11 protein-coding genes, 2 tRNA genes and 3 rRNA genes are annotated in these 19713 nt (G+C 59.3%); 9 read left to right on the top strand and 7 right to left on the bottom strand.

Annotated elements, in window-relative coordinates:
• Positions 1 to 117: 117 nt before the first annotated feature.
• The 5 genes from rrf to B9Z48_RS17920 form a co-directional block, all read right to left on the bottom strand.
• Positions 118 to 230 (bottom strand): 5S ribosomal RNA (gene rrf / locus B9Z48_RS17940).
• Positions 231 to 401: 171 nt separating this feature from the next.
• A 23S ribosomal RNA gene (locus B9Z48_RS17935) occupies positions 402 to 3282 on the bottom strand.
• Between the two features lie 440 nt (positions 3283 to 3722).
• Positions 3723 to 3798 (bottom strand) — tRNA-Ala (locus tag B9Z48_RS17930).
• A gap of 47 nt (positions 3799 to 3845) precedes the next feature.
• A tRNA-Ile gene (locus B9Z48_RS17925) sits at positions 3846 to 3922 on the bottom strand.
• Between the two features lie 97 nt (positions 3923 to 4019).
• Positions 4020 to 5550, bottom strand: a 16S ribosomal RNA gene (locus B9Z48_RS17920).
• The 16S, 23S and 5S rRNA genes sit together here with 2 tRNA genes alongside, the layout of an rRNA operon.
• Positions 5551 to 5999: 449 nt before the next feature.
• Between B9Z48_RS17920 and B9Z48_RS17915 the strand changes: the two genes are divergently transcribed.
• Complete coding sequence (locus B9Z48_RS17915; protein ID WP_108380177.1) at positions 6000 to 7907, top strand: ATP-binding cassette domain-containing protein; 1908 nt, start codon at positions 6000 to 6002, stop codon at positions 7905 to 7907.
• 12 nt (positions 7908 to 7919) lie between these two features.
• Here the strand turns inward: B9Z48_RS17915 and B9Z48_RS17910 are convergent, their stop codons facing one another.
• The gene (locus B9Z48_RS17910; RefSeq protein WP_194944909.1) at positions 7920 to 9326 is read right to left on the bottom strand and encodes a PLP-dependent aminotransferase family protein; all 1407 of its coding nucleotides are present in this window, start codon (positions 9324 to 9326) and stop codon (positions 7920 to 7922) included.
• A gap of 112 nt (positions 9327 to 9438) precedes the next feature.
• Here B9Z48_RS17910 and B9Z48_RS17905 point away from each other — a divergent pair, with 112 nt between their 5' ends.
• The 7 genes from B9Z48_RS17905 (at position 9439) to B9Z48_RS17875 (ending at position 16169) form a co-directional block, all read left to right on the top strand.
• Positions 9439 to 10056 (top strand): LysE family translocator, encoded by a 618-nt coding sequence (locus B9Z48_RS17905; RefSeq protein WP_089963668.1) that lies wholly within the window; start codon positions 9439 to 9441, stop codon positions 10054 to 10056.
• A gap of 7 nt (positions 10057 to 10063) precedes the next feature.
• Complete coding sequence (locus B9Z48_RS17900) at positions 10064 to 10993, top strand: DMT family transporter (protein ID WP_108380176.1); 930 nt, start codon at positions 10064 to 10066, stop codon at positions 10991 to 10993.
• 21 nt (positions 10994 to 11014) lie between these two features.
• Positions 11015 to 12199 (top strand): PLP-dependent aminotransferase family protein, encoded by a 1185-nt coding sequence (locus B9Z48_RS17895; RefSeq protein ID WP_108380175.1) that lies wholly within the window; start codon positions 11015 to 11017, stop codon positions 12197 to 12199.
• Positions 12200 to 12222: 23 nt separating this feature from the next.
• On the top strand, positions 12223 to 13146 hold the full coding sequence (locus B9Z48_RS17890; protein WP_108380174.1) for a PhzF family phenazine biosynthesis protein: 924 nt from the start codon (positions 12223 to 12225) through the stop codon (positions 13144 to 13146).
• Positions 13147 to 13180: 34 nt separating this feature from the next.
• On the top strand, positions 13181 to 14149 hold the full coding sequence (locus B9Z48_RS17885; protein WP_108380173.1) for a threonine dehydratase: 969 nt from the start codon (positions 13181 to 13183) through the stop codon (positions 14147 to 14149).
• 99 nt (positions 14150 to 14248) lie between these two features.
• Positions 14249 to 14923, top strand: coding sequence for a histidine phosphatase family protein (locus B9Z48_RS17880; RefSeq protein ID WP_108380172.1), 675 nt, complete (start codon positions 14249 to 14251; stop codon positions 14921 to 14923).
• Between the two features lie 76 nt (positions 14924 to 14999).
• Positions 15000 to 16169 carry a hypothetical protein gene (locus tag B9Z48_RS17875; RefSeq protein ID WP_108380171.1) on the top strand — a complete coding sequence of 390 codons (1170 nt, stop codon included), beginning with the start codon at positions 15000 to 15002 and terminating at the stop codon, positions 16167 to 16169.
• Positions 16170 to 16187: 18 nt separating this feature from the next.
• Here the strand turns inward: B9Z48_RS17875 and B9Z48_RS17870 are convergent, their stop codons facing one another.
• Positions 16188 to 17027: a creatininase family protein gene (locus tag B9Z48_RS17870; RefSeq protein WP_108380195.1), complete on the bottom strand. Its 840-nt coding sequence runs from the start codon at positions 17025 to 17027 to the stop codon at positions 16188 to 16190.
• Positions 17028 to 17318: 291 nt separating this feature from the next.
• On the opposite strand from B9Z48_RS17870, the gene B9Z48_RS17865 reads away from it, so the two are divergent.
• A complete protein-coding gene (locus tag B9Z48_RS17865) occupies positions 17319 to 19493 on the top strand; it encodes a protein-disulfide reductase DsbD (RefSeq protein WP_233261189.1) in 2175 nt (724 codons plus the stop codon).
• Positions 19494 to 19713: the final 220 nt, after the last annotated feature.

The raw sequence follows: 19713 nt of genomic DNA, 5'->3' as shown, positions 1-19713 counted from the left end.
CAATCAGGGAGTAACCCGTAGAAAACGAAAGTAAGAGAGGAAATGGTGCTCATGCAGAAATGCTCCGCACAAAGCAAAACGCCCCACCGAACGGTGAGGCGTTTTGGGCTGTTAGAAGCCTGACGATGTCCTACTTTCACACGGGAATCCGCACTATCATCGGCGCTAAGTCGTTTCACGGTCCTGTTCGAGATGGGAAGGAGTGGGGCCAACTTGCTATGGTCATCAGGCATAACTTGGTGTCGTCTTGACCAAGTCAAGACAACGAATTCATAGAGTTTCGAATCAGATTTTGGCTTGTTAACCGGGTTATCCACCCAGCCTTTCGGCCTTTTTGAATGCGTCAACTTGGCATAACTTCCTTGACCAATGCACACCTTGCGGCGTGTGATCAAAGTTATAGGGTCAAGCCGCACGAGCAATTAGTATCGGTTAGCTTAACGCATTACTGCGCTTCCACACCCGACCTATCAACGTCCTGGTCTTGAACGACTCTTCAGGGGGCTCAAGGCCCCGGCAGATCTCATCTTGAAACGAGTTTCCCGCTTAGATGCTTTCAGCGGTTATCTCTTCCACACTTAGCTACTCGGCAATGCCACTGGCGTGACAACCGATACACCAGAGGTGTGTCCACTCCGGTCCTCTCGTACTAGGAGCAGGCTTCCTCAAATCTGCAGCGCCCACGGAAGATAGGGACCAAACTGTCTCACGACGTTTTAAACCCAGCTCACGTACCTCTTTAAATGGCGAACAGCCATACCCTTGGGACCGGCTACAGCCCCAGGATGAGATGAGCCGACATCGAGGTGCCAAACACCGCCGTCGATATGAACTCTTGGGCGGTATCAGCCTGTTATCCCCAGAGTACCTTTTATCCGTTGAGCGATGGCCCTTCCATACAGAACCACCGGATCACTATGTCCTACTTTCGTATCTGCTCGACTTGTCAGTCTCGCAGTTAAGCACGCTTATGCCATTGCACTATTATCACGATGTCCGACCGTAACTAGCGTACCTTCGAACTCCTCCGTTACGCTTTGGGAGGAGACCGCCCCAGTCAAACTGCCTACCATGCACTGTCCCCGATCCAGATAATGGACCTAGGTTAGAACCTCAAACACACCAGGGTGGTATTTCAACGTCGGCTCCACTGAAACTAGCGTTCCAGCTTCAAAGCCTCCCACCTATCCTACACAGATCTGTTCAAAGTCCAATACAAAGCTACAGTAAAGGTTCATGGGGTCTTTCCGTCTTTCCGCGGGGAGATTGCATCATCACAAACATTTCAACTTCGCTGAGTCTCAGGAGGAGACAGTGTGGCCATCGTTACGCCATTCGTGCAGGTCGGAACTTACCCGACAAGGAATTTCGCTACCTTAGGACCGTTATAGTTACGGCCGCCGTTTACTGGGACTTCAATCAAGAGCTTGCACCCCATCATTTAATCTTCCAGCACCGGGCAGGCGTCACACCCTATACGTCCACTTTCGTGTTTGCAGAGTGCTGTGTTTTTATTAAACAGTCGCAGCCACCGATTTTTTGCAACCCCGTTGGGCTCCCTCTGTTCGAGTTCACCTACTTGGGGCATACCTTCTCCCGAAGTTACGGTATCAATTTGCCGAGTTCCTTCTCCTGAGTTCTCTCAAGCGCCTTAGAATACTCATCTCGCGCACCAGTGTCGGTTTGCGGTACGGTCAATGACAAGCTGAAGCTTAGTGGCTTTTCCTGGAAGCAGGGTATCACTCACTTCAGGTGCAAGCACCCTCGTTATCACCCCTCATCTAAGCCCGGCGGATTTGCCTACCGAGCACGACTACAGGCTTGAACCAACATATCCAACAGTTGGCTGAGCTAACCTTCTCCGTCCCCACATCGCACTTGTCATCGGTACAGGAATATTGACCTGTTTCCCATCAGCTACGCATCTCTGCCTCGCCTTAGGGGCCGACTCACTCTACGCCGATGAACGTTGCGTAGAAAACCTTGCGCTTACGGCGAGGGGGCTTTTCACCCCCTTTAACGCTACTCATGTCAGCATTCGCACTTCTGATACCTCCAGCAGGGTTTACACCACCACCTTCACAGGCCTACAGAACGCTCTCCTACCACTTGCAATAAATTGCAAATCCGCAGCTTCGGTAACTGGCTTAGCCCCGTTACATCTTCCGCGCAGGACGACTCGATCAGTGAGCTATTACGCTTTCTTTAAATGATGGCTGCTTCTAAGCCAACATCCTGACTGTTTTAGCCTTCCCACTTCGTTTCCCACTTAGCCAATTTTAGGGACCTTAGCTGGCGGTCTGGGTTGTTTCCCTCTTGAGTCCGGACGTTAGCACCCGGTGCTCTGTCTCCCAAGCTGTACTCATCGGTATTCGGAGTTTGCCTTGGTTTGGTAAGTCGCCATGACCCCCTAGCCAAAACAGTGCTCTACCCCCGATGGTAATACTTGAGGCACTACCTAAATAGTTTTCGGAGAGAACCAGCTATTTCCAAGTTTGTTTAGCCTTTCACCCCTATCCACAGGTCATCCGCTAATTTTGCAACATTAGTCGGTTCGGACCTCCAGTACCTGTTACGGCACCTTCATCCTGCCCATGGATAGATCACTTGGTTTCGGGTCTACACCCAGCGACTGATTCGCCCTATTCGGACTCGATTTCTCTACGGCTTCCCTATTCGGTTAACCTTGCCACTGAATGTAAGTCGCTGACCCATTATACAAAAGGTACGCAGTCACCCCTTTCGAGGCTCCTACTTTTTGTAAGCATGCGGTTTCAGGATCTATTTCACTCCCCTCCCGGGGTTCTTTTCGCCTTTCCCTCACGGTACTTGTTCACTATCGGTCAATGATGAGTATTTAGCCTTGGAGGATGGTCCCCCCATATTCAGACAGGATTTCTCGTGTCCCGCCCTACTTGTCGTTAGCTCAGTACCACACATCTGTTTTCGCATACGGGGCTATCACCCACTATGGCCGGCCTTTCCATGCCGCTTTGCTAACAGTTGTGCTATCACTAACAGGCTCTTCCGATTTCGCTCGCCACTACTTTCGGAATCTCGGTTGATGTCTTTTCCTCGAGCTACTGAGATGTTTCAGTTCACCCGGTTCGCCTCGCATGACTATGTATTCATCATGCGATACCCCTAAGGGTGGGTTTCCCCATTCAGAAATCTCCGGATCAATGCTTATTTGCCAGCTCCCCGAAGCTTATCGCAGGCTTTCACGTCTTTCGTCGCCTATCATTGCCAAGGCATCCACCACATGCTCTTATTCACTTGACCCTATAACTTTGAACTCTCTTGTCGAGAACTCATCGTTATTTTCAAGGAATGTCTGTCAGGTCTTTCACCTGACGCGTTATGCCGTAAATGAATAATTCCTCAACACAGGATGTTTCCATCCAATATCAAAAGAACAATTCGTCTTTACTTGAATTTCAAACGTCGTTTGAATATTCGTTTTGACGCAATCAAAAAATTGTCACCAGGGGCACGGTCCGCACTAAACCTTTACGAATGTGCGGTTTCCCCTGGCAACTCTGATTCGACTCTATGAATTTTTAAAGAACAGCCGTGTGTCTTGCGACACTTGTCAATCGATCAATATCAATCAACACAAAAGTAGCCTCTGCATTTGTCTTGCCAAGCAACTTTTGTTTTGAATGAAGATCCAAACAACCTGCACCAGGCTATTGGATTTATTCGATTTACGCGATAAGTAATGGTGGAGGATGACGGGATCGAACCGACGACCCCCTGCTTGCAAAGCAGGTGCTCTCCCAGCTGAGCTAATCCCCCGTTATCTTGTCCGGAGCGCCCAAGCAGCGCTCACTTTTCAGAAGGATTGGTGGGTCTGGTTGGTCTCGAACCAACGACCCCTGCGTTATCAACACAGTGCTCTAACCAACTGAGCTACAGACCCAAGCCGGTCACCAATGACCAGGCATCAGCCAAGCCCTCAGCGACAACCTTCCAACAACCGATAAGTGTGAGCGTTCAATTTAGATTGCAGTTTCCAGAAAGGAGGTGATCCAGCCGCACCTTCCGATACGGCTACCTTGTTACGACTTCACCCCAGTCACGAACCCCGCCGTGGTAATCGCCCTCCTTGCGGTTAGGCTAACTACTTCTGGCGAGACCCGCTCCCATGGTGTGACGGGCGGTGTGTACAAGACCCGGGAACGTATTCACCGTGACATTCTGATCCACGATTACTAGCGATTCCGACTTCACGCAGTCGAGTTGCAGACTGCGATCCGGACTACGACTGGTTTTATGGGATTAGCTCCCCCTCGCGGGTTGGCAACCCTTTGTACCAGCCATTGTATGACGTGTGTAGCCCCACCTATAAGGGCCATGAGGACTTGACGTCATCCCCACCTTCCTCCGGTTTGTCACCGGCAGTCTCATTAGAGTGCCCAACTGAATGTAGCAACTAATGACAAGGGTTGCGCTCGTTGCGGGACTTAACCCAACATCTCACGACACGAGCTGACGACAGCCATGCAGCACCTGTGTTACGGCTCTCTTTCGAGCACGAAGCTATCTCTAGCGACTTCCGTACATGTCAAAGGTGGGTAAGGTTTTTCGCGTTGCATCGAATTAAACCACATCATCCACCGCTTGTGCGGGTCCCCGTCAATTCCTTTGAGTTTCAACCTTGCGGCCGTACTCCCCAGGCGGTCAACTTCACGCGTTAGCTTCGTTACTGAGTCAGTGAAGACCCAACAACCAGTTGACATCGTTTAGGGCGTGGACTACCAGGGTATCTAATCCTGTTTGCTCCCCACGCTTTCGTGCATGAGCGTCAGTACAGGTCCAGGGGATTGCCTTCGCCATCGGTGTTCCTCCGCATATCTACGCATTTCACTGCTACACGCGGAATTCCATCCCCCTCTACCGTACTCTAGCTATGCAGTCACAAAGGCAGTTCCCAGGTTGAGCCCGGGGATTTCACCTCTGTCTTACATAACCGCCTGCGCACGCTTTACGCCCAGTAATTCCGATTAACGCTTGCACCCTACGTATTACCGCGGCTGCTGGCACGTAGTTAGCCGGTGCTTATTCTTACGGTACCGTCATGAGCCCCCCGTATTAAGAGAGACCTTTTCGTTCCGTACAAAAGCAGTTTACAACCCGAGGGCCTTCATCCTGCACGCGGAATGGCTGGATCAGACTTGCGTCCATTGTCCAAAATTCCCCACTGCTGCCTCCCGTAGGAGTCTGGACCGTGTCTCAGTTCCAGTGTGGCTGGTCGTCCTCTCAGACCAGCTACAGATCGTTGGCTTGGTGAGCCTTTACCCCACCAACTACCTAATCTGATATCGGCCGCTCCAATCGCGCGAGGCCTTACGGTCCCCCGCTTTCATCCTTAGATCGTATGCGGTATTAGCGTAACTTTCGCTACGTTATCCCCCACGACTGGGCACGTTCCGATATATTACTCACCCGTTCGCCACTCTCAAGGGGTTGCCCCCTCTACCGTTCGACTTGCATGTGTAAAGCATTCCGCCAGCGTTCAATCTGAGCCAGGATCAAACTCTATAGTTCGATCTTGATTTTTTTCGGTCTTTCGACCAACTCATAAATTGGAATCGACGCGAACATCATCTCTGATATCCACATCTTTTTTACTTCATGAGCGTTTGTTAGCTAATCAAAGCTAAGTTCCGAAGAACTTGGCAATCACCATCAAACGCCCACGCTTATCGGCTGTATATTTTTAAAGAACCCAGGCAACTCTCATCACCTTATCTTGCTTCACTGCGATCAGCGAAGCCTTGCATGACTACGCAGTCTTATTGCTGCGTCAAGTTTTTGAAATTTTTCTTGATCACCAAGTTTGTTTCGCCAACCCCTCGTTGCATTTGCTTGGCTTCTTTCGAAAACCTCACTTGTGTGCAGCGAAGCCCTCGATTATGGCACAGATTTTTCGACCTTGGTGGGTTTTTTGTCTTCGTTGAGCATTTTTTTGCTGGCCCCACCCGGATAATGGGCCTATGGCTTTACTCACTCTATTGAACGCGTCTCTGGCTTTTGGTCATGTCGCACTCCTCGATCACGCAGACTTCTCCCTGGAGACATCTGAGCGCATCGGCTTGATCGGTCGCAACGGCACAGGCAAATCGTCTCTGCTCAAAATTTTGGCCGGGATGGAGCGGCCGGATGACGGCGCGCTGCACATACAACAAGGCGTTCGCATCGCTTACGTCGCGCAAGAACCCGTGTTGGTCCCCGAGCACACCATTTTTGAGTCGGTTCGTGAGGGGCTGGCCGAAGTGGTGCAGTGGATCGACGATTACACGCACAGCCGCGGAGATCTGGACACCCTGCAAGGACTGATCGAATCGCGCGACGGCTGGGGCTGGGAGCAACGCCTGGAGGAAACCCTGCAACGCCTGAAGCTGGACCCGAACGCCATTGTGCAATCGCTGTCTGGCGGTATGCGCAAGCGGGTGGCATTGGCCCAGGCTTTGGTGACCCGTCCTGATGTGCTCTTGTTAGATGAGCCCACCAACCACTTGGACCTGAACGCCATCACCTGGCTGGAGGACCTGCTGATTGACTTCAAAGGCAGCGTGATCGCCATCACACACGACCGGGCGTTTCTGGACCGTATTGCCACGCGCATTGTCGAACTGGACCGGGGCAAGCTGCGCCCCTACCCGGGCAACTACGCCGCTTACCAGGTTCAAAAGGAAGAGCAGCTCGCGCAAGAAGCCGTGATTCAGGCCAAAGCCGACAAGCTGCTCGCCCAAGAGGAGGTGTGGATTCGCAAAGGTGTGGAAGCGCGTCGCACCCGCAGCCAAAGCCGCATCACGCGCCTGCAAAACCTGCGCAGTGAACGCGCTGCCCGCCGTGAAAAGGTCGGCAACGTGAAAATGGAAGTCGCCTCGGGCGTGCCCAGCGGCAAGCTGGTGGCCGAATTGACGGACGTGAGCAAGAGCTTCACCCAGCCGGACGGCTCGGTTCGCACCATCATCCAGAAGTTCACCGGCACTTTGCTGCGTGGCGACAAGATTGGTCTGCTGGGCCCCAACGGCGCGGGAAAGACTACGCTGCTCAAACTGATTCTGGGCGAGCTCGAAGCCGACAGCGGCGAAGTGCGTCGCGGCACCAAGCTGGAAGTGGCCTACTTTGACCAGATGCGCGACGCACTGGACCTGGACGCGACGCTGGAAGACTTCATCAGCCCCGGCAGCGAATGGATCGAGATTGGCAACAAACGCCAGCACGTCAAAAGCTACTTGGGCGACTTTCTGTTCTCGCCCGCACGCGGCACCTCGCCCGTGCGTTCTTTGTCAGGGGGCGAGCGCAACCGACTGTTGCTGGCGCGTTTGTTTGCACGCCCCGCCAACGTGCTGGTGTTGGACGAACCGACCAACGATCTGGACATCGAAACCCTGGAGTTGCTGGAAGAGCTGCTGCAGACTTACGAAGGCACGGTGTTCCTGGTCAGCCACGACCGCGCCTTCATGGACAACGTGGTCACCGGCATCATCGCCTGCGAAAGCGCCCCGGACCAACCTGGTTTCTGGCGCGAATACGAGGGATCGGTGCAGGACTGGCTGGTGCAATCACAACGCGCTCAGGCCATTCGGGCACAGGCTGCTCAGCGAAGTGGCTCAACGCCAGCGGCCACGGTAGCCCCTGACACGACGGCTGCCGCCCCGGCCGCTGCGGCCCGCAGCAAGCTCAGCTACAAAGAGCAGCGCGAGCTGGCCGAGCTGCCCGCCAAAATCGAAGCGCTGGAAAAAGAGCAGGCCTCAGCCCGTGCGCAACTGGCGGACGGCAGCATTTACCAACGCGACCCGGGCTTGGCACAAAAGCTGTTCAAGCGCGATGCCGAAATCGACGATGTGTTGCTGGCGGCCATGGAGCGCTGGGAAATTTTGTCAGCCCGCTGAGCACTGCTGCGCTCACAACAGTTCGGCGCGGGTCTTGGCCAGAGCTCGCCAGAACGGTTCCTGTTGGGTGCTGGCAAAGTTCACCCGCATCAAGGAACCTGGCCTGCGGTCGGCATGGAACAAAGAGCCGGGTGCCAACAGGTACCCGGCATCGTGCATGCGCAGCGCGAGCAGATCGGTGTCCACCCCCACATCCACCCAACCAAACAGGCCCTGAGGCGGTGCCACGAACTGACAACCGTGCGCCAGCGCCAGCTTCACACTGCGACTGCGGGCGGCGTCCAGCAGTTGCGACAAGCGTTCGGTGTGCCGCCGAATCGCGCCTTGCTCCAGGCACAGCGCCAGCGCCTTTTCAAACAGCACCGGGGTGGTGAGCGTGGACAGGAGCTTGGTGTCCAAGAACGCATCTTTCAAGTCGGCTGGCGCGGCCATGTAGCCCACACGCCAACTGGGCGCGAGGATCTTGGCGTAACCGCTGACGTAAATGGTTTTCTGCAAACCGTCGAGCACCGACAAGCGCACCGCATGCGCCGGGGCCATGTGCCCGTAGGTGTCGTCTTCCACCACATGAAAGTTGTAGCGGTGCGCCAAGTTCACCAACTGGTGCGCCACGGGCATGGACAAACCGTAGCCCGTGGGGTTGTGCAAGACCGACACACTGACCATCATCTTGGGCGCGTGCAACTGGGCATAGCGCTCCACCACGTCCAAATCTGGCCCCGTCTCCAGACGCGGCACAGGCAAGATGCGCGCACCCAGGTTTTGCAAGCGGGCAAATTCAATGGCCCAACCCGGCTCTTCCACCATGACGCAGTCGCCCGGGCGCAACAAGGTGCGGCTGATGATGTCCAGCGCATGCGTGGCCCCCACGGTGGTGATGAGCTGGTCTGGCGCGGCGTGCAAACCCATGCTGGCCAGCTTGGACGAGAGGGCTTCGCGCAAACCGGTGTCCCCTTGTGGCTCGCCATAGCGCAAGGACGACTCGCGCAAAGCCGGACTGGTCACCACCTTGCGCAAAGCCGCCGACAAGAAATCGGCATCCAACCAATCCGCAGGAAACACGCCCATGCCCGGTTGCGGCTCGGCGCTGGGCTGGTGGAACATGCCGCGAATCAAGCTTGCGGCATTCACAGGCGGCGGGCTGGGCACAACGCCCCCGGCCGCAATGGGTGAAGGCGGTGTGCGCTGCACCCGGTCGCGCACAAAAAAGCCCCGGTTTGGTCGGGCCTCCACCCAACCCTGCGCCACCAACCAATCGTAGGCAGCCACCACGGTGGAGGCACTCACGCCATGCATTTGGGCGCATTGCCGCACCGAAGGCAAACGCGCCCCCGAGACCCACAACTGGTCACGCATGCGCGTCACAAAGCGCTGCGCGAGCTGCTCGGTCAGGGGTTGGGTGGATTCACGGCTGAGCAAAGACATGGGCGGCATTCAAACAAGTGTGCGGTCAGGCGGGTCAGTACAGTTTTCAAAATGATCTTGCAAACTGTACCGATACTGTACTCATTTCAGCACTACATTCATCACCATGACCGCTTCAGAACTCAGCGCCCTTTTGGTGCTCGCCACCGTGAGCAGCTTCACTCCCGGGCCCAACACCACCTTGTCGACCGCCATGGCCGCCAACCACGGCCTGCGCCAGGCGATGCGCTTTGTGTGCGCGGTGCCAGTGGGCTGGGGCATTTTGTTCGTGCTGTGCGCCACGGGCTTGGGCGGTTTGGTGGTGGCCTTTCCCCCTTTGCGCTGGGGCATCGTGACGCTGGGCACGGGTTATTTGCTGTGGCTGGCCTCGCGTTTGTGGCAGAGCGGCAGTTTGCAGCAGGCCGACAGCGCCAAACTGCAGGTGGGCTTTGTACAAGGCGTGGGCCTGCAGTTCCTCAACATCAAGGCCTGGATGCTGGCCTTGGCCATCGTGGCGGGTTGGGTGGCCGGGCGCGAAGACGCCACGGCCCGCACGCTGGTGCTGCTGCCCATCATGGTGGCCTATGGCTTTTTCAGCAACCTGACCTACGCGGTGGCCGGCTCGATGCTGCGGCACTGGCTGGCGCACGGCCGCCGCTTGCTGATGTTCAACCGCTGCATGTCGGTGGCACTGGTGGCCACGGTTTTGTGGATTCTGAACGGCTTGCGCCAAAGCGCAGCTTGATGCCCGCATGAACAACCCACCTCAACAGCGTGAGAACCTGGGCCTTTGGCTGGGGCTTCTGGGCGTGTTCATTTTTGGACTCACCTTGCCCATGACGCGCCTGGCCACGGGCACGGTGGATGCACCACAAATGTCGCCCTGGTTTGTCACTTGGGCGCGTGCGGCGCTGGCCGGGGGCCTGTCGCTCGTTTACCTTCTGGCCGTGCGTGCACCACGCCCCACGCCTTCCCAGCGTGGCTCTTTGCTGCTCTCGCTGGCCGGCAATGTGATCGGTTACCCCTTGCTGTTGGGCTGGGCGCTGCGCCATGTCACGGCCAGCCACGCCGCCGTGATCACATCTTTGCTGCCATTGGCCACGGCGGCGGCGGCCGCTTGGCTCATGCAGCAACGCGCACGCTTGGGTTTTTGGGTGTTTGCCGCTTTGGGCAGCGCCTTGGTGGCGGTCTACAGCCTGCTGCGAGCATCACAAATGGACAATGGTGTGCCACAGGGCTTTGGCTTGACCTGGGCCGACACCCTGCTGGTGGGTGCGGTGCTGGCCGCCTCGCTGGGTTATGTGGCCGGGGCCAAAGTCACGGCCAGCTTGGGGGCAGAAAAAGTCATCAGCTGGGTGTGTGTCATGGCCTTGCCCATCACGCTGCCCGGGGCCTGGCTGACGTGGCCCGACCAAACCATAGCGCCCCTCTCGTGGCTGGCCCTGCTCTATGTGGGCGCGTTCTCCATGTGGGCGGGGTTTTTTGCCTGGTTTCGCGGCCTGTCGCTGGGCGGCCCGCTGCGGGTGAGCCAGCTGCAATTGCTGCAACCGTTCATCACCATCTTGGCAGCCATACCTTTGCTGGGAGAATCACTGGATGCCATGACCCTGGGTTTTGCCCTGCTGGTGGTGGCCACGGTTTTTTTGGGGCGACGCATGGCGAACGCCCCAACAGCCCGCTAAACACACAACACGGAGCACAACATGAACTGGAAACTGGCCCAACGCGCCGAAAAAATGAACCCCTCGGTGATCCGCGAGATCCTCAAAGTCACCGAAAAACCCGGCATCATCAGCTTTGCCGGTGGCCTGCCCTCGCCCCAAACCTTCCCGATTGATGCCATGCGCGAAGCCAGCGAACGCGTGCTCAGAGATGACGGCAAAGCCGCTTTGCAATACGCCGCCAGCGAAGGCTATGCGCCGCTGCGCGAATGGGTCGCACAAGACCTGCTCAAACAAGGCATGCATGTGAGCCCCGACCAGGTGCTGATCACCACCGGCAGCCAGCAAGGCCTGGACCTGGTCGCCAAGATCCTGATCGACGCGGGCAGCCGCATCCTGGTGGAAACCCCCACCTACCTGGGCGCACTGCAAGCCTTCACCCCGATGGAGCCTTTGGCCGTCGGCGTGAGCAGCGACGACCATGGCGTTGATGCCGCCGACCTGCGCGCGAAAGTGGGTACTGGCGCAGACAAAGCTCGCTTTGTGTACCTGCTGCCCAACTTCCAGAACCCCACCGGCCGCACCATGACCGAAGAACGCCGCGCCGCCGTGGCCCAAGTGGCTGTCGAGACTGGCTTGCCGATCATCGAAGACAACCCCTACGGCGACCTCTGGTTTGACGCGCCGCCCGCACCCTCGCTGAGCTCGCGCCATCCCGAAGGCAGCGTTTACCTGGGTTCTTTCTCCAAAATCCTGGCCCCTGGCCTGCGTTTGGGTTATTTGGTCGCGCCCCCAGCGCTCTACCCCAAGCTGCTGCAAGCCAAGCAAGCGGCCGACCTGCACACGCCCAGCTTCAACCAGCGCGTGGTCGCTGAAGTGCTCAAAGACGGCTTCATCGAACGCCATGTGCCCACCATCCGCGCTCTGTACAAACAGCAATGCGAAGCCATGCTGGCCGCACTGGACCGCGAAATGGCGGGCCTGGGCCTCAGCTGGAACCGCCCGGTGGGCGGCATGTTCCTGTGGGTGCAACTGCCCCAGGGCCTCAAGGCGATTCCTTTGCTGGACAAAGCCGTGGAAAAAGGCGTTGCCTTTGTGCCCGGCTCGGCTTTTTACGCCGAAGGTGCCGATGAAAGCACCCTGCGCCTGTCCTTCGTGACCGCCACGGTGGACCAAATCAACACCGGCATGAGCGCATTGGCGGCAGCGATCCGCGAGTCGCTCTGATCAACCTGCCTCTGGACACCGCCATGAAAACCCGCGCATTCCAACAAGTCGACGTCTTCACCGACACGGCCTTTCTGGGCAACCCGCTGGCCGTGGTGCTGGACGGCGATGGCCTGTCTGACGCGCAAATGCAGGCCTTTGCCCGCTGGACGCAGCTGAGCGAAACCACCTTTGTGCTGCCGCCCACGCCTGAAGGGGCTGCGGGCGGGGCCGATTACCGGGTACGCATCTTCACTCCCGGCGCTGAGCTGCCGTTTGCGGGCCACCCGACACTGGGCACGGCCCACGCTTGGCTTCAAGCCGGTGGCCAGCCCCGGCAAAGTGGCCAACTTGTGCAGGAATGTGGTGTGGGTTTGGTGAGCTTGAAATCGGTTGATGGCCGCTGGGCTTTTGCCGCCCCGCCTTTGCAGCGCCAGACCCCAGCGCCAGCCCTGCTTGCCGAGGTGCTGGTGGCGCTGGGCCTGCACGCCGACGAGGTGCTGGCCGCACAAGACTTGAACAATGGCCCGCACTGGCTGGGCATTTTGATCGACTCGGTGGACAGCCTGCTATCGCTGGAACCTGACCACGCAGCACTCAAACGCCTGAACACCAAGGTTGGTGTAGCAGCCAAAAGACAGGTCAGCGCAGGCAGTCTGATCCGCCGCGCCAACCGCGAGGCTCGCGCCTTTGCGCCGTCCACCCGCATGGCCAACGACCCCACCGATCTGGAAGTGCGCGCTTTTGCCGCTCCAGTGGGCATCGCCGAAGACCCGGTCACCGGCAGCCTCAATGCGTCGCTGGCCCAATGGCTGATGGCCGAAGGCCACATGCCCACCCGCTACAGCGCCCGCCAGGGCACCGCGCTGGGCCGCGCAGGTCAGGTGTTTTTGTCACAAGACGAAAGCGGCCAAGTCTGGGTAGGCGGCGATGTGGTGGGCTGCATCCAAGGCCTGATCACGCTCTGATGGGCACTTGATGTCACTTGACCCTGAAAAGACCATGACCGACCTGCCCACGCTTTCACAGATCGAAGCCGCTGCCAAAACCGTTTACGCGGCCTTTGGCCCCACGCCGCAATACCGCTGGGCCACGCTCAGCCAACGGCTGGGCACCGACTGCTGGGTCAAGCACGAGAACCACACACCGGTCGGGGCGTTCAAGGTCCGGGGCGGGTTGACGTACTTCGAACACTTGCGCAACACCCAGTGTTTGCCCCAAGAAGTCATCAGCGCCACCCGAGGAAACCACGGCCAGAGCATTGCCTACGCCGCAGCACGTCACTGCGTCCCGTGCACCATCGTGGTCCCGAGGGGCAACTCCGTCGAAAAGAACACCGCCATGCGGGCCTTGGGCGCTCGGTTGGTGGAGCATGGTGACGACTTCCAGGACGCCCGCGAGCACGCCCAAGCCCTCGCCACAGAACGCGGGGCCCACATGGTTCCCAGCTACCACCCGGCTCTGGTTGTCGGCGTGGCGACCGCATGGGTCGAATTTTTGCGGGCCGTCCCGGCCCTCGACGTGCTGTATGTGCCGATTGGACTGGGCTCTGGGGCCTGCGCCGCCTTAGCGGCCAAACAGGCCTTGGGGCACGCCGTCAAGGTGGTCGGCGTCGTGAGTGCCCACGCCACCACCTACGCCGACTCGATGGCGGCCGGTTGCGTGGTGGAAGCACCGGTCAGCACCACGCTGGCCGATGGCATGGCCGTGCGCCGCGCCGACCCGCAGGCTCTGGCCATCCTGCAAGCAGGGTTGGACCGTGTGGTTCAAGTCAACGACGCGCAAGTCGCACAGGCCATGCGCGACCTGTACACCGACACGCACAACCTGGCTGAAGGTGCAGGTGCCGCCAGCTTTGCCGCCGCTTGGGCAGACAAAGACCAGCTCAAGGGCTTGCAGGTCGGCACCACACTGTGCGGCGGGAATGTGGACAGCGACATATTCTCCAGCGTGTTGAACAAGCACTTCTGAGACCCGCGGTAGACCCGCAGTAGACCCACGGCGACGCCAAACGATGGCCGTCGCTCGTGGGACAAAGCCTTCAGACCTCCCCGCACAGAATCCCCGGTCATGGGAACACTTTACTTAGTCCGCCACGGACAAGCCTCTTTCGGGGCCGATGACTACGACCAACTCAGCCCACTGGGCCGCCAGCAGGCCGTGCGCCTGGGTGAATACCTGCGGCCCAAACTGCAGGACAAGCCCCTCGAAGCAGTGCTCATGGGCAGCTTGAAGCGCCACCGCCAAACCTGGGAAGGCATTGCCGAAGGCGCAGGGCTGCCACACACCCCGGCCGTGTGGCCGGGTCTGAACGAATACGACAGCCACGCGCTGATCGAGTCCATCCACCCCGAGCCACTGGCCAAGCCCGACACGCCCGAGCTGTACCGCCACCACTTTCGCCTGCTGCGCGACGCCTTGCAGGCCTGGATGGCCGGACGCACCCAGCCGCGTGACATGCCCAGCTATGCCGACTTTGTGGGCGGCATCGAAGCGGCGCTAGACCATGTGCGGCAAAACCACACGGGTGACGTGATGATCGTCTCCAGCGGCGGCCCCATCTCGACGGCCGTGGGCCGGGTGCTGGGCACCCCGCCCGAAACAACCATCGAGCTGAACCTGCGCATCCGCAACACGGCGCTCACCGAGTTCGTGTTCACCCCCAAGCGCCACATGCTGCTGACCTACAACACCCTGCCCCACCTGGACAGCGACGCACACAAAGACTGGGTCACCTTTGCCTGAAACAGTGAATTTCCATACAAAAATTGGGTGTAATCCCTAGGAAAAACCTTGCAACTGCAAGGGCAAAATAGGCAACATGAATTGTTCGACTGCCTGGCTTGCCCTTCATACCTTGGAAGGCGGCATTGAGCTCACCCGCACTCCCGCCGATCAGGCCGATCGCCTGGCGGTGCAACTGAGCGCGGACCTTCGGGAATGGGGCCTGGAGTCGGCGGTTCAGACACTGGGTTTGCCCCTTGAAGATGGCACAGTGGCACTCATGGCCAGCTTGCGGCCCGAATTCCAGCAAACCCACATGCCCAGGCACAACAGCCTGAACCTTTGCAGCACCCTAGGGGCCTGTCAAGAAGCCAAGCCCGTCGATGAAGCCTGGGCCTTGGAGCGCGAAATCTGGGTGGCCCTGTTGGGCTCGCCCCACCGCTTTGTATTCCGTGATCTGGAAGCGCTGAAATCGCATGTCCGGGTGCGGCGCAACATGGCCCTGGCCGCACGATTGACCGCACTGGCCTTCAAAACCGAAGCGGCCGAGCGCCCCGAAGCCGATTGGCACTACGAAGAAGATCCCGGCTTTATCCTCAAGCCGGGCCGCCCTTTGATCAACGCCCTGATTGCCGCCACGCAACCCGAGGCCACCGGCAAGCTCTACGACTTCTCGTGCTACCGAGCCACCGAATACGTGATCTTGCTGGGCATTGCGCAAGAATTGCAGGCGCACCACCCCGCCTTGCTGGCCGAGCTGCAACAACTCAATGAACGCCACGCTGTGCGCTCGGGCCAGTTCCATGAGGTGTTTCTGATCGAGTACGGCAGCATGGAAACCCCTTTGCCCGCCCATTTTTATGTGCCGGGCGACCGACTGTGGTTTCGCAACCCGGACGAGCGCTCCTCCGACGTGACCGGCTACGAAGGCTCATGGGTCATGTACATGGGCGGCGGCCTGTTCAGCAACTTCTGGAAGCGCGACGCGCCTTTCACCCTCGAGTCCAAAGCCATTGAAATCTTCCATTGGAAAGACGGCGTCTACACCGACGCCCAAGGCGAGCTGCAGATGGACGAAACGGTGGTGGAACGCTTGGTGGCGCAAACCCAGGCCGACCCGCAAGCCAGGGCCCGCGTACTGGACCGCATGCTGCGCATGCGCGACCCCAAAGGTGTTTATGCAGAAGGCGGCTGCATCGACACGACCCGTGAATACCCCAAAAGCGTGAGCCGCGAACACTGCGACCTGGTGCTGCCCAGCTTTTGAAGATGGGGCCGCGTGGGCTCAGCCCACCTGGTCGGTGAGCGTGTCGGGCGGCAAACGGTCTATTTCACCCAACAACTGCGCCAGCGCCCGGCCCGAAGCATCCAGCAAAGCTTGGCCTTTTTCGGCGGTGGCAGCTGAAGCATTCCCAGCTGCACCGTGGCGGTTGTAGTCCTGCATTTGCCAGCCCAGCTTGGCGCTTTTGCCATTGCCCAAAATTTCAAACCGCTCGGCGCGGTCTTGCGAAGTGGAGCGGAAGTTTTGCGCCAAATCCATGCGCACGCGCTCAGGGCGAAGCGCCAGCATCATCGAGGTTTCGGTGTCGCCTGCGTGCACCCCAAATCGGTGCTCTTCGGGGGGGAACAGGGCATTAACGTCCCCGCCTTGCGCGTCATGCAGCGGCAAATTGAACCAACTCACGCTGTAGACCAGCATGCCCAGCCGGGCCCGCAAATCCCGCGCCACGATGTCCATCAAGCTGACCTGCCCCCCGTGGGCGTTGAGCAGCACCAGCTTTTTCACACCACTGGCCGCCACCGACTCGCCGATGTCGGTCCACAGGCGGATCACGGTTTCGGCCTTGAGCGTCAAAGTGCCCGCAAAACGCGCGTGCTCAGGGCTCAGGCCCACTGTTTGGGTGGGCAAAAACAAAGCGGGCAAGTCAGAAGGCAATTGCGGCAGGCAAGCGGCCACCACGCCGTTGACCAAATCGGTGTCGACCGAGAGCGGCAGGTGCGGGCCATGCTGCTCGGTCGCCGCCACGGGCAAGATGGCGATGGCCCGATCGATGGCCCGGCCTGGCGTCAAGGCCTGAAAATCGAGGGTGGCCCAGTCGGCCCAAAAACGCGAAGGGTTTTGCATGTGGGGCATCTTAATGGAGCCCGGGCGTGTACAGTGCCTTTCGAATTGTGATGAAGAGCCCCCCGCACGAGGCGTTGGGGGTCAGAAAGAAGGATTGGCGTGAAAGTTTCGGTGTTCTCGCGTGGCTGGGCCACTGTTCAAAGCTGGGGGGTGGGTCTGGTGGGACTGGGGCTGAGCACCCTTTTGTGGGCTCCGCTGCCCGGCCATGCACAAACCGGCCCCTTGTTTTCGTCCAAGTCCGTAACGGCCAGCACCCCGGGCACGGCCGCCTTGCTCGGCGGTAACAGCCATGTGGTCAAGACCGACCAAGTACGGGCCGAATTGCGGGTGCACGCCCCCGAGGGCATTCGCGCCGGGCAAACGTTTTGGTTGGGCCTGCAGATCGAGCATCAGCCGCACTGGCACACCTATTGGCAAAACCCCGGCGACTCGGGCTTGCCCACGCGGCTGCAGTGGCAGCTGCCTGCGGGTTTGCAAGCGGGTGAGATGGCCTGGCCGCTGCCCAAAAAAATCCCCATCGGCACCTTGGCCAACTACGGCTACGAAGGCCGTTTGCTGCTGACCGTGCCCGTGACGGTAGGGGCCGACTTTCGCTTCCCGGACAGTGGACCCCTGACCCTGGGCTTGCAGGCCGAATGGCTGGTCTGCCGCCAGGAATGCATCCCGCAAGAAGGCCGTTTCAGCTTGCAGCTGAGCTCTGCCGCGCCACAAAAAACCGATGCGGCCGGGTTTGAAACAGCCCAAAAACTCAGCCCCCAAGCCCTGCCTCAGCTGCAACAAGGCGGCACTTGGATCACAGGTGGCCAAGCCACTTTGTCCGCTGACGCCAAACAAATCAGTCTGCGCGTGCACGGCCTGCCTGTGGGCTGGCGCGGCCAGACCTTGAGCGCCTTCCCGGTCACCCCCAACGTGGTGCACAACGCGGCCGTGCAGGGCAAAGACTGGACACAAAGCTGGCAAGGCGCGGTTTGGAGCGCCCAGATTCCGGTGTCTGAAGAACGTGGCGACAGCCCGACATCGATGCGCTGGGTGATCGCAGCTGGACCGGAGTCTGCGCCCAAAGCCCCGGCTTTTGACATCGAAACGCCTGTGCAAGGCACTTGGCCAGCACTGGCCCAAACCGCGCCCGCTGAGATTTCGCCCGCATTGGCCAAGGCGCTGGCCGACAACGCCAGCGCGGCGCAAAAGCCAGCGGCCTCCAGCACCACCGCTCTGGGCCTGACGCTGGCCGTTTTGGGGGCCTTGGTCGGCGGGTTCTTGCTCAACCTCATGCCCTGCGTGTTTCCCGTGCTGGCCATCAAAGTCATGGGTTTTGCGCAAGCCGACACCTCGCAGGCCCAACACCGCGCAGCAGGCATGGCCTACACCGTGGGTGTGGTGCTGTCGTTCATGCTGCTGGGCGGCCTGATGCTGACCTTGCGGGCTGCAGGCGAACAATTGGGCTGGGGCTTTCAACTGCAGTCGCCCCCGGTGGTGGCGGGCCTGGCGCTTTTGTTCACCCTGCTGGGCCTGAACCTCGCGGGCGTTTTTGAATTTGGGCAGATGCTGCCCAGCAGTCTGGCCACGCTGCAAAGCCGACACCCCACGGTGAACGCCGGTTTGTCGGGCGTGCTGGCCGTGGCCGTGGCCTCACCCTGCACCGCGCCCTTCATGGGGGCCTCGCTGGGCCTGGCGATTGCGCTGCCCGTGTGGCAAGCCCTGCTGGTGTTTGCTGCCATGGGCGTGGGCATGGCTTTGCCCTATCTGGCGGCCAGCTGGTGGCCGGGCATGGCCCGCGCTCTGCCGCGCCCTGGGGCTTGGATGGAGACTTTCCGCCAAGCCATGGCTTTTCCGATGTTTGCCACCGTCATTTGGTTGCTGTGGGTTCTGGGTCAACAAACCGGCATCGACGGGGCGAGCAGCCTGCTGGCCTTGTTGCTCACGGTCGCTTGGCTGGTGTGGGCCCTGGGCTTGAGCGGTCGCACGCGTTGGGTTTTGAGTGGCGTGGCCCTGGCCGCCTTGCTGTGGCTGGGCAGCAGTTGGTTGCCACTGGCTTTGCGTGAAACGCCTGCTGAGCCACTTGCCAGCAACACCAGCGCCAGCCAAACCGCACCCGGCACCTTGTCCAGCGCCAACGCTACCACTTGGCAACCTTGGTCTGAAACTACCGTGCAAGCCCAGCTGGCCGCAGGCCGCCCAGTGTTTGTGGATTTCACCGCCGCATGGTGCGTGACTTGCCAATACAACAAAAAAACCACGCTGGCCGATGCCCGTGTGCTGGCCGACTTTGCGGAACGGCAAGTGGTGCTGATGCGGGCCGACTGGACACGGCGCGACCCGGCCATCACGCAGGCGCTCACGGCGCTGGGTCGCAGCGGCGTGCCGGTCTATGCGCTGTACGCCCCCGGCCGTGCGCCCGTGCTCTTGTCGGAGCTGCCCAGCGTGGCCGAAGTGCAAACCGCCTTGCAAGGACTTCCGGCTCGTTGAGCTGCCCATACTTTCCAAATAGCCCCTCCCGATCCGGCCCGATGATGTTTGAATGAACGTTTTTGTAAAAGTGACGCCCTCGCCGCGATGGCACCTCACAGACCATCACGCATCGCCCCGAGGGCTGGGCTCCCACACGGACAGCGCCGGTGATCGCAGTGAGAAGACCGGCCTTGCCATGCAAACCTCACAGGAACAGCACCATCAAGATTTCCGATGA

Source organism: Limnohabitans sp. WS1, from assembly GCF_003063265.1.
Lineage (GTDB): Bacteria > Pseudomonadota > Gammaproteobacteria > Burkholderiales > Burkholderiaceae_C > Limnohabitans_A.
Note: the sequence above shows the minus strand (reverse complement) of the source record. Positions and strands in the feature narration are given on the sequence as shown.

What these genes read in the sequence shown, in the direction of transcription:
- B9Z48_RS17905 (WP_089963668.1), top strand. Translation starts at nt 9,439, where the DNA reads ATGACCGCTTCAGAACTCAGCGCCCTTTTGGTGCTCGCCACCGTGAGC.
- B9Z48_RS17880 (WP_108380172.1), top strand. Translation starts at nt 14,249, where the DNA reads ATGGGAACACTTTACTTAGTCCGCCACGGACAAGCCTCTTTCGGGGCC.
- B9Z48_RS17870 (WP_108380195.1), bottom strand. Translation starts at nt 17,027, where the DNA reads ATGCAAAACCCTTCGCGTTTTTGGGCCGACTGGGCCACCCTCGATTTT.
- B9Z48_RS17885 (WP_108380173.1), top strand. Translation starts at nt 13,181, where the DNA reads ATGACCGACCTGCCCACGCTTTCACAGATCGAAGCCGCTGCCAAAACC.
- B9Z48_RS17900 (WP_108380176.1), top strand. Translation starts at nt 10,064, where the DNA reads ATGAACAACCCACCTCAACAGCGTGAGAACCTGGGCCTTTGGCTGGGG.
- B9Z48_RS17895 (WP_108380175.1), top strand. Translation starts at nt 11,015, where the DNA reads ATGAACTGGAAACTGGCCCAACGCGCCGAAAAAATGAACCCCTCGGTG.
- B9Z48_RS17915 (WP_108380177.1), top strand. Translation starts at nt 6,000, where the DNA reads ATGGCTTTACTCACTCTATTGAACGCGTCTCTGGCTTTTGGTCATGTC.
- B9Z48_RS17890 (WP_108380174.1), top strand. Translation starts at nt 12,223, where the DNA reads ATGAAAACCCGCGCATTCCAACAAGTCGACGTCTTCACCGACACGGCC.
- B9Z48_RS17875 (WP_108380171.1), top strand. Translation starts at nt 15,000, where the DNA reads ATGAATTGTTCGACTGCCTGGCTTGCCCTTCATACCTTGGAAGGCGGC.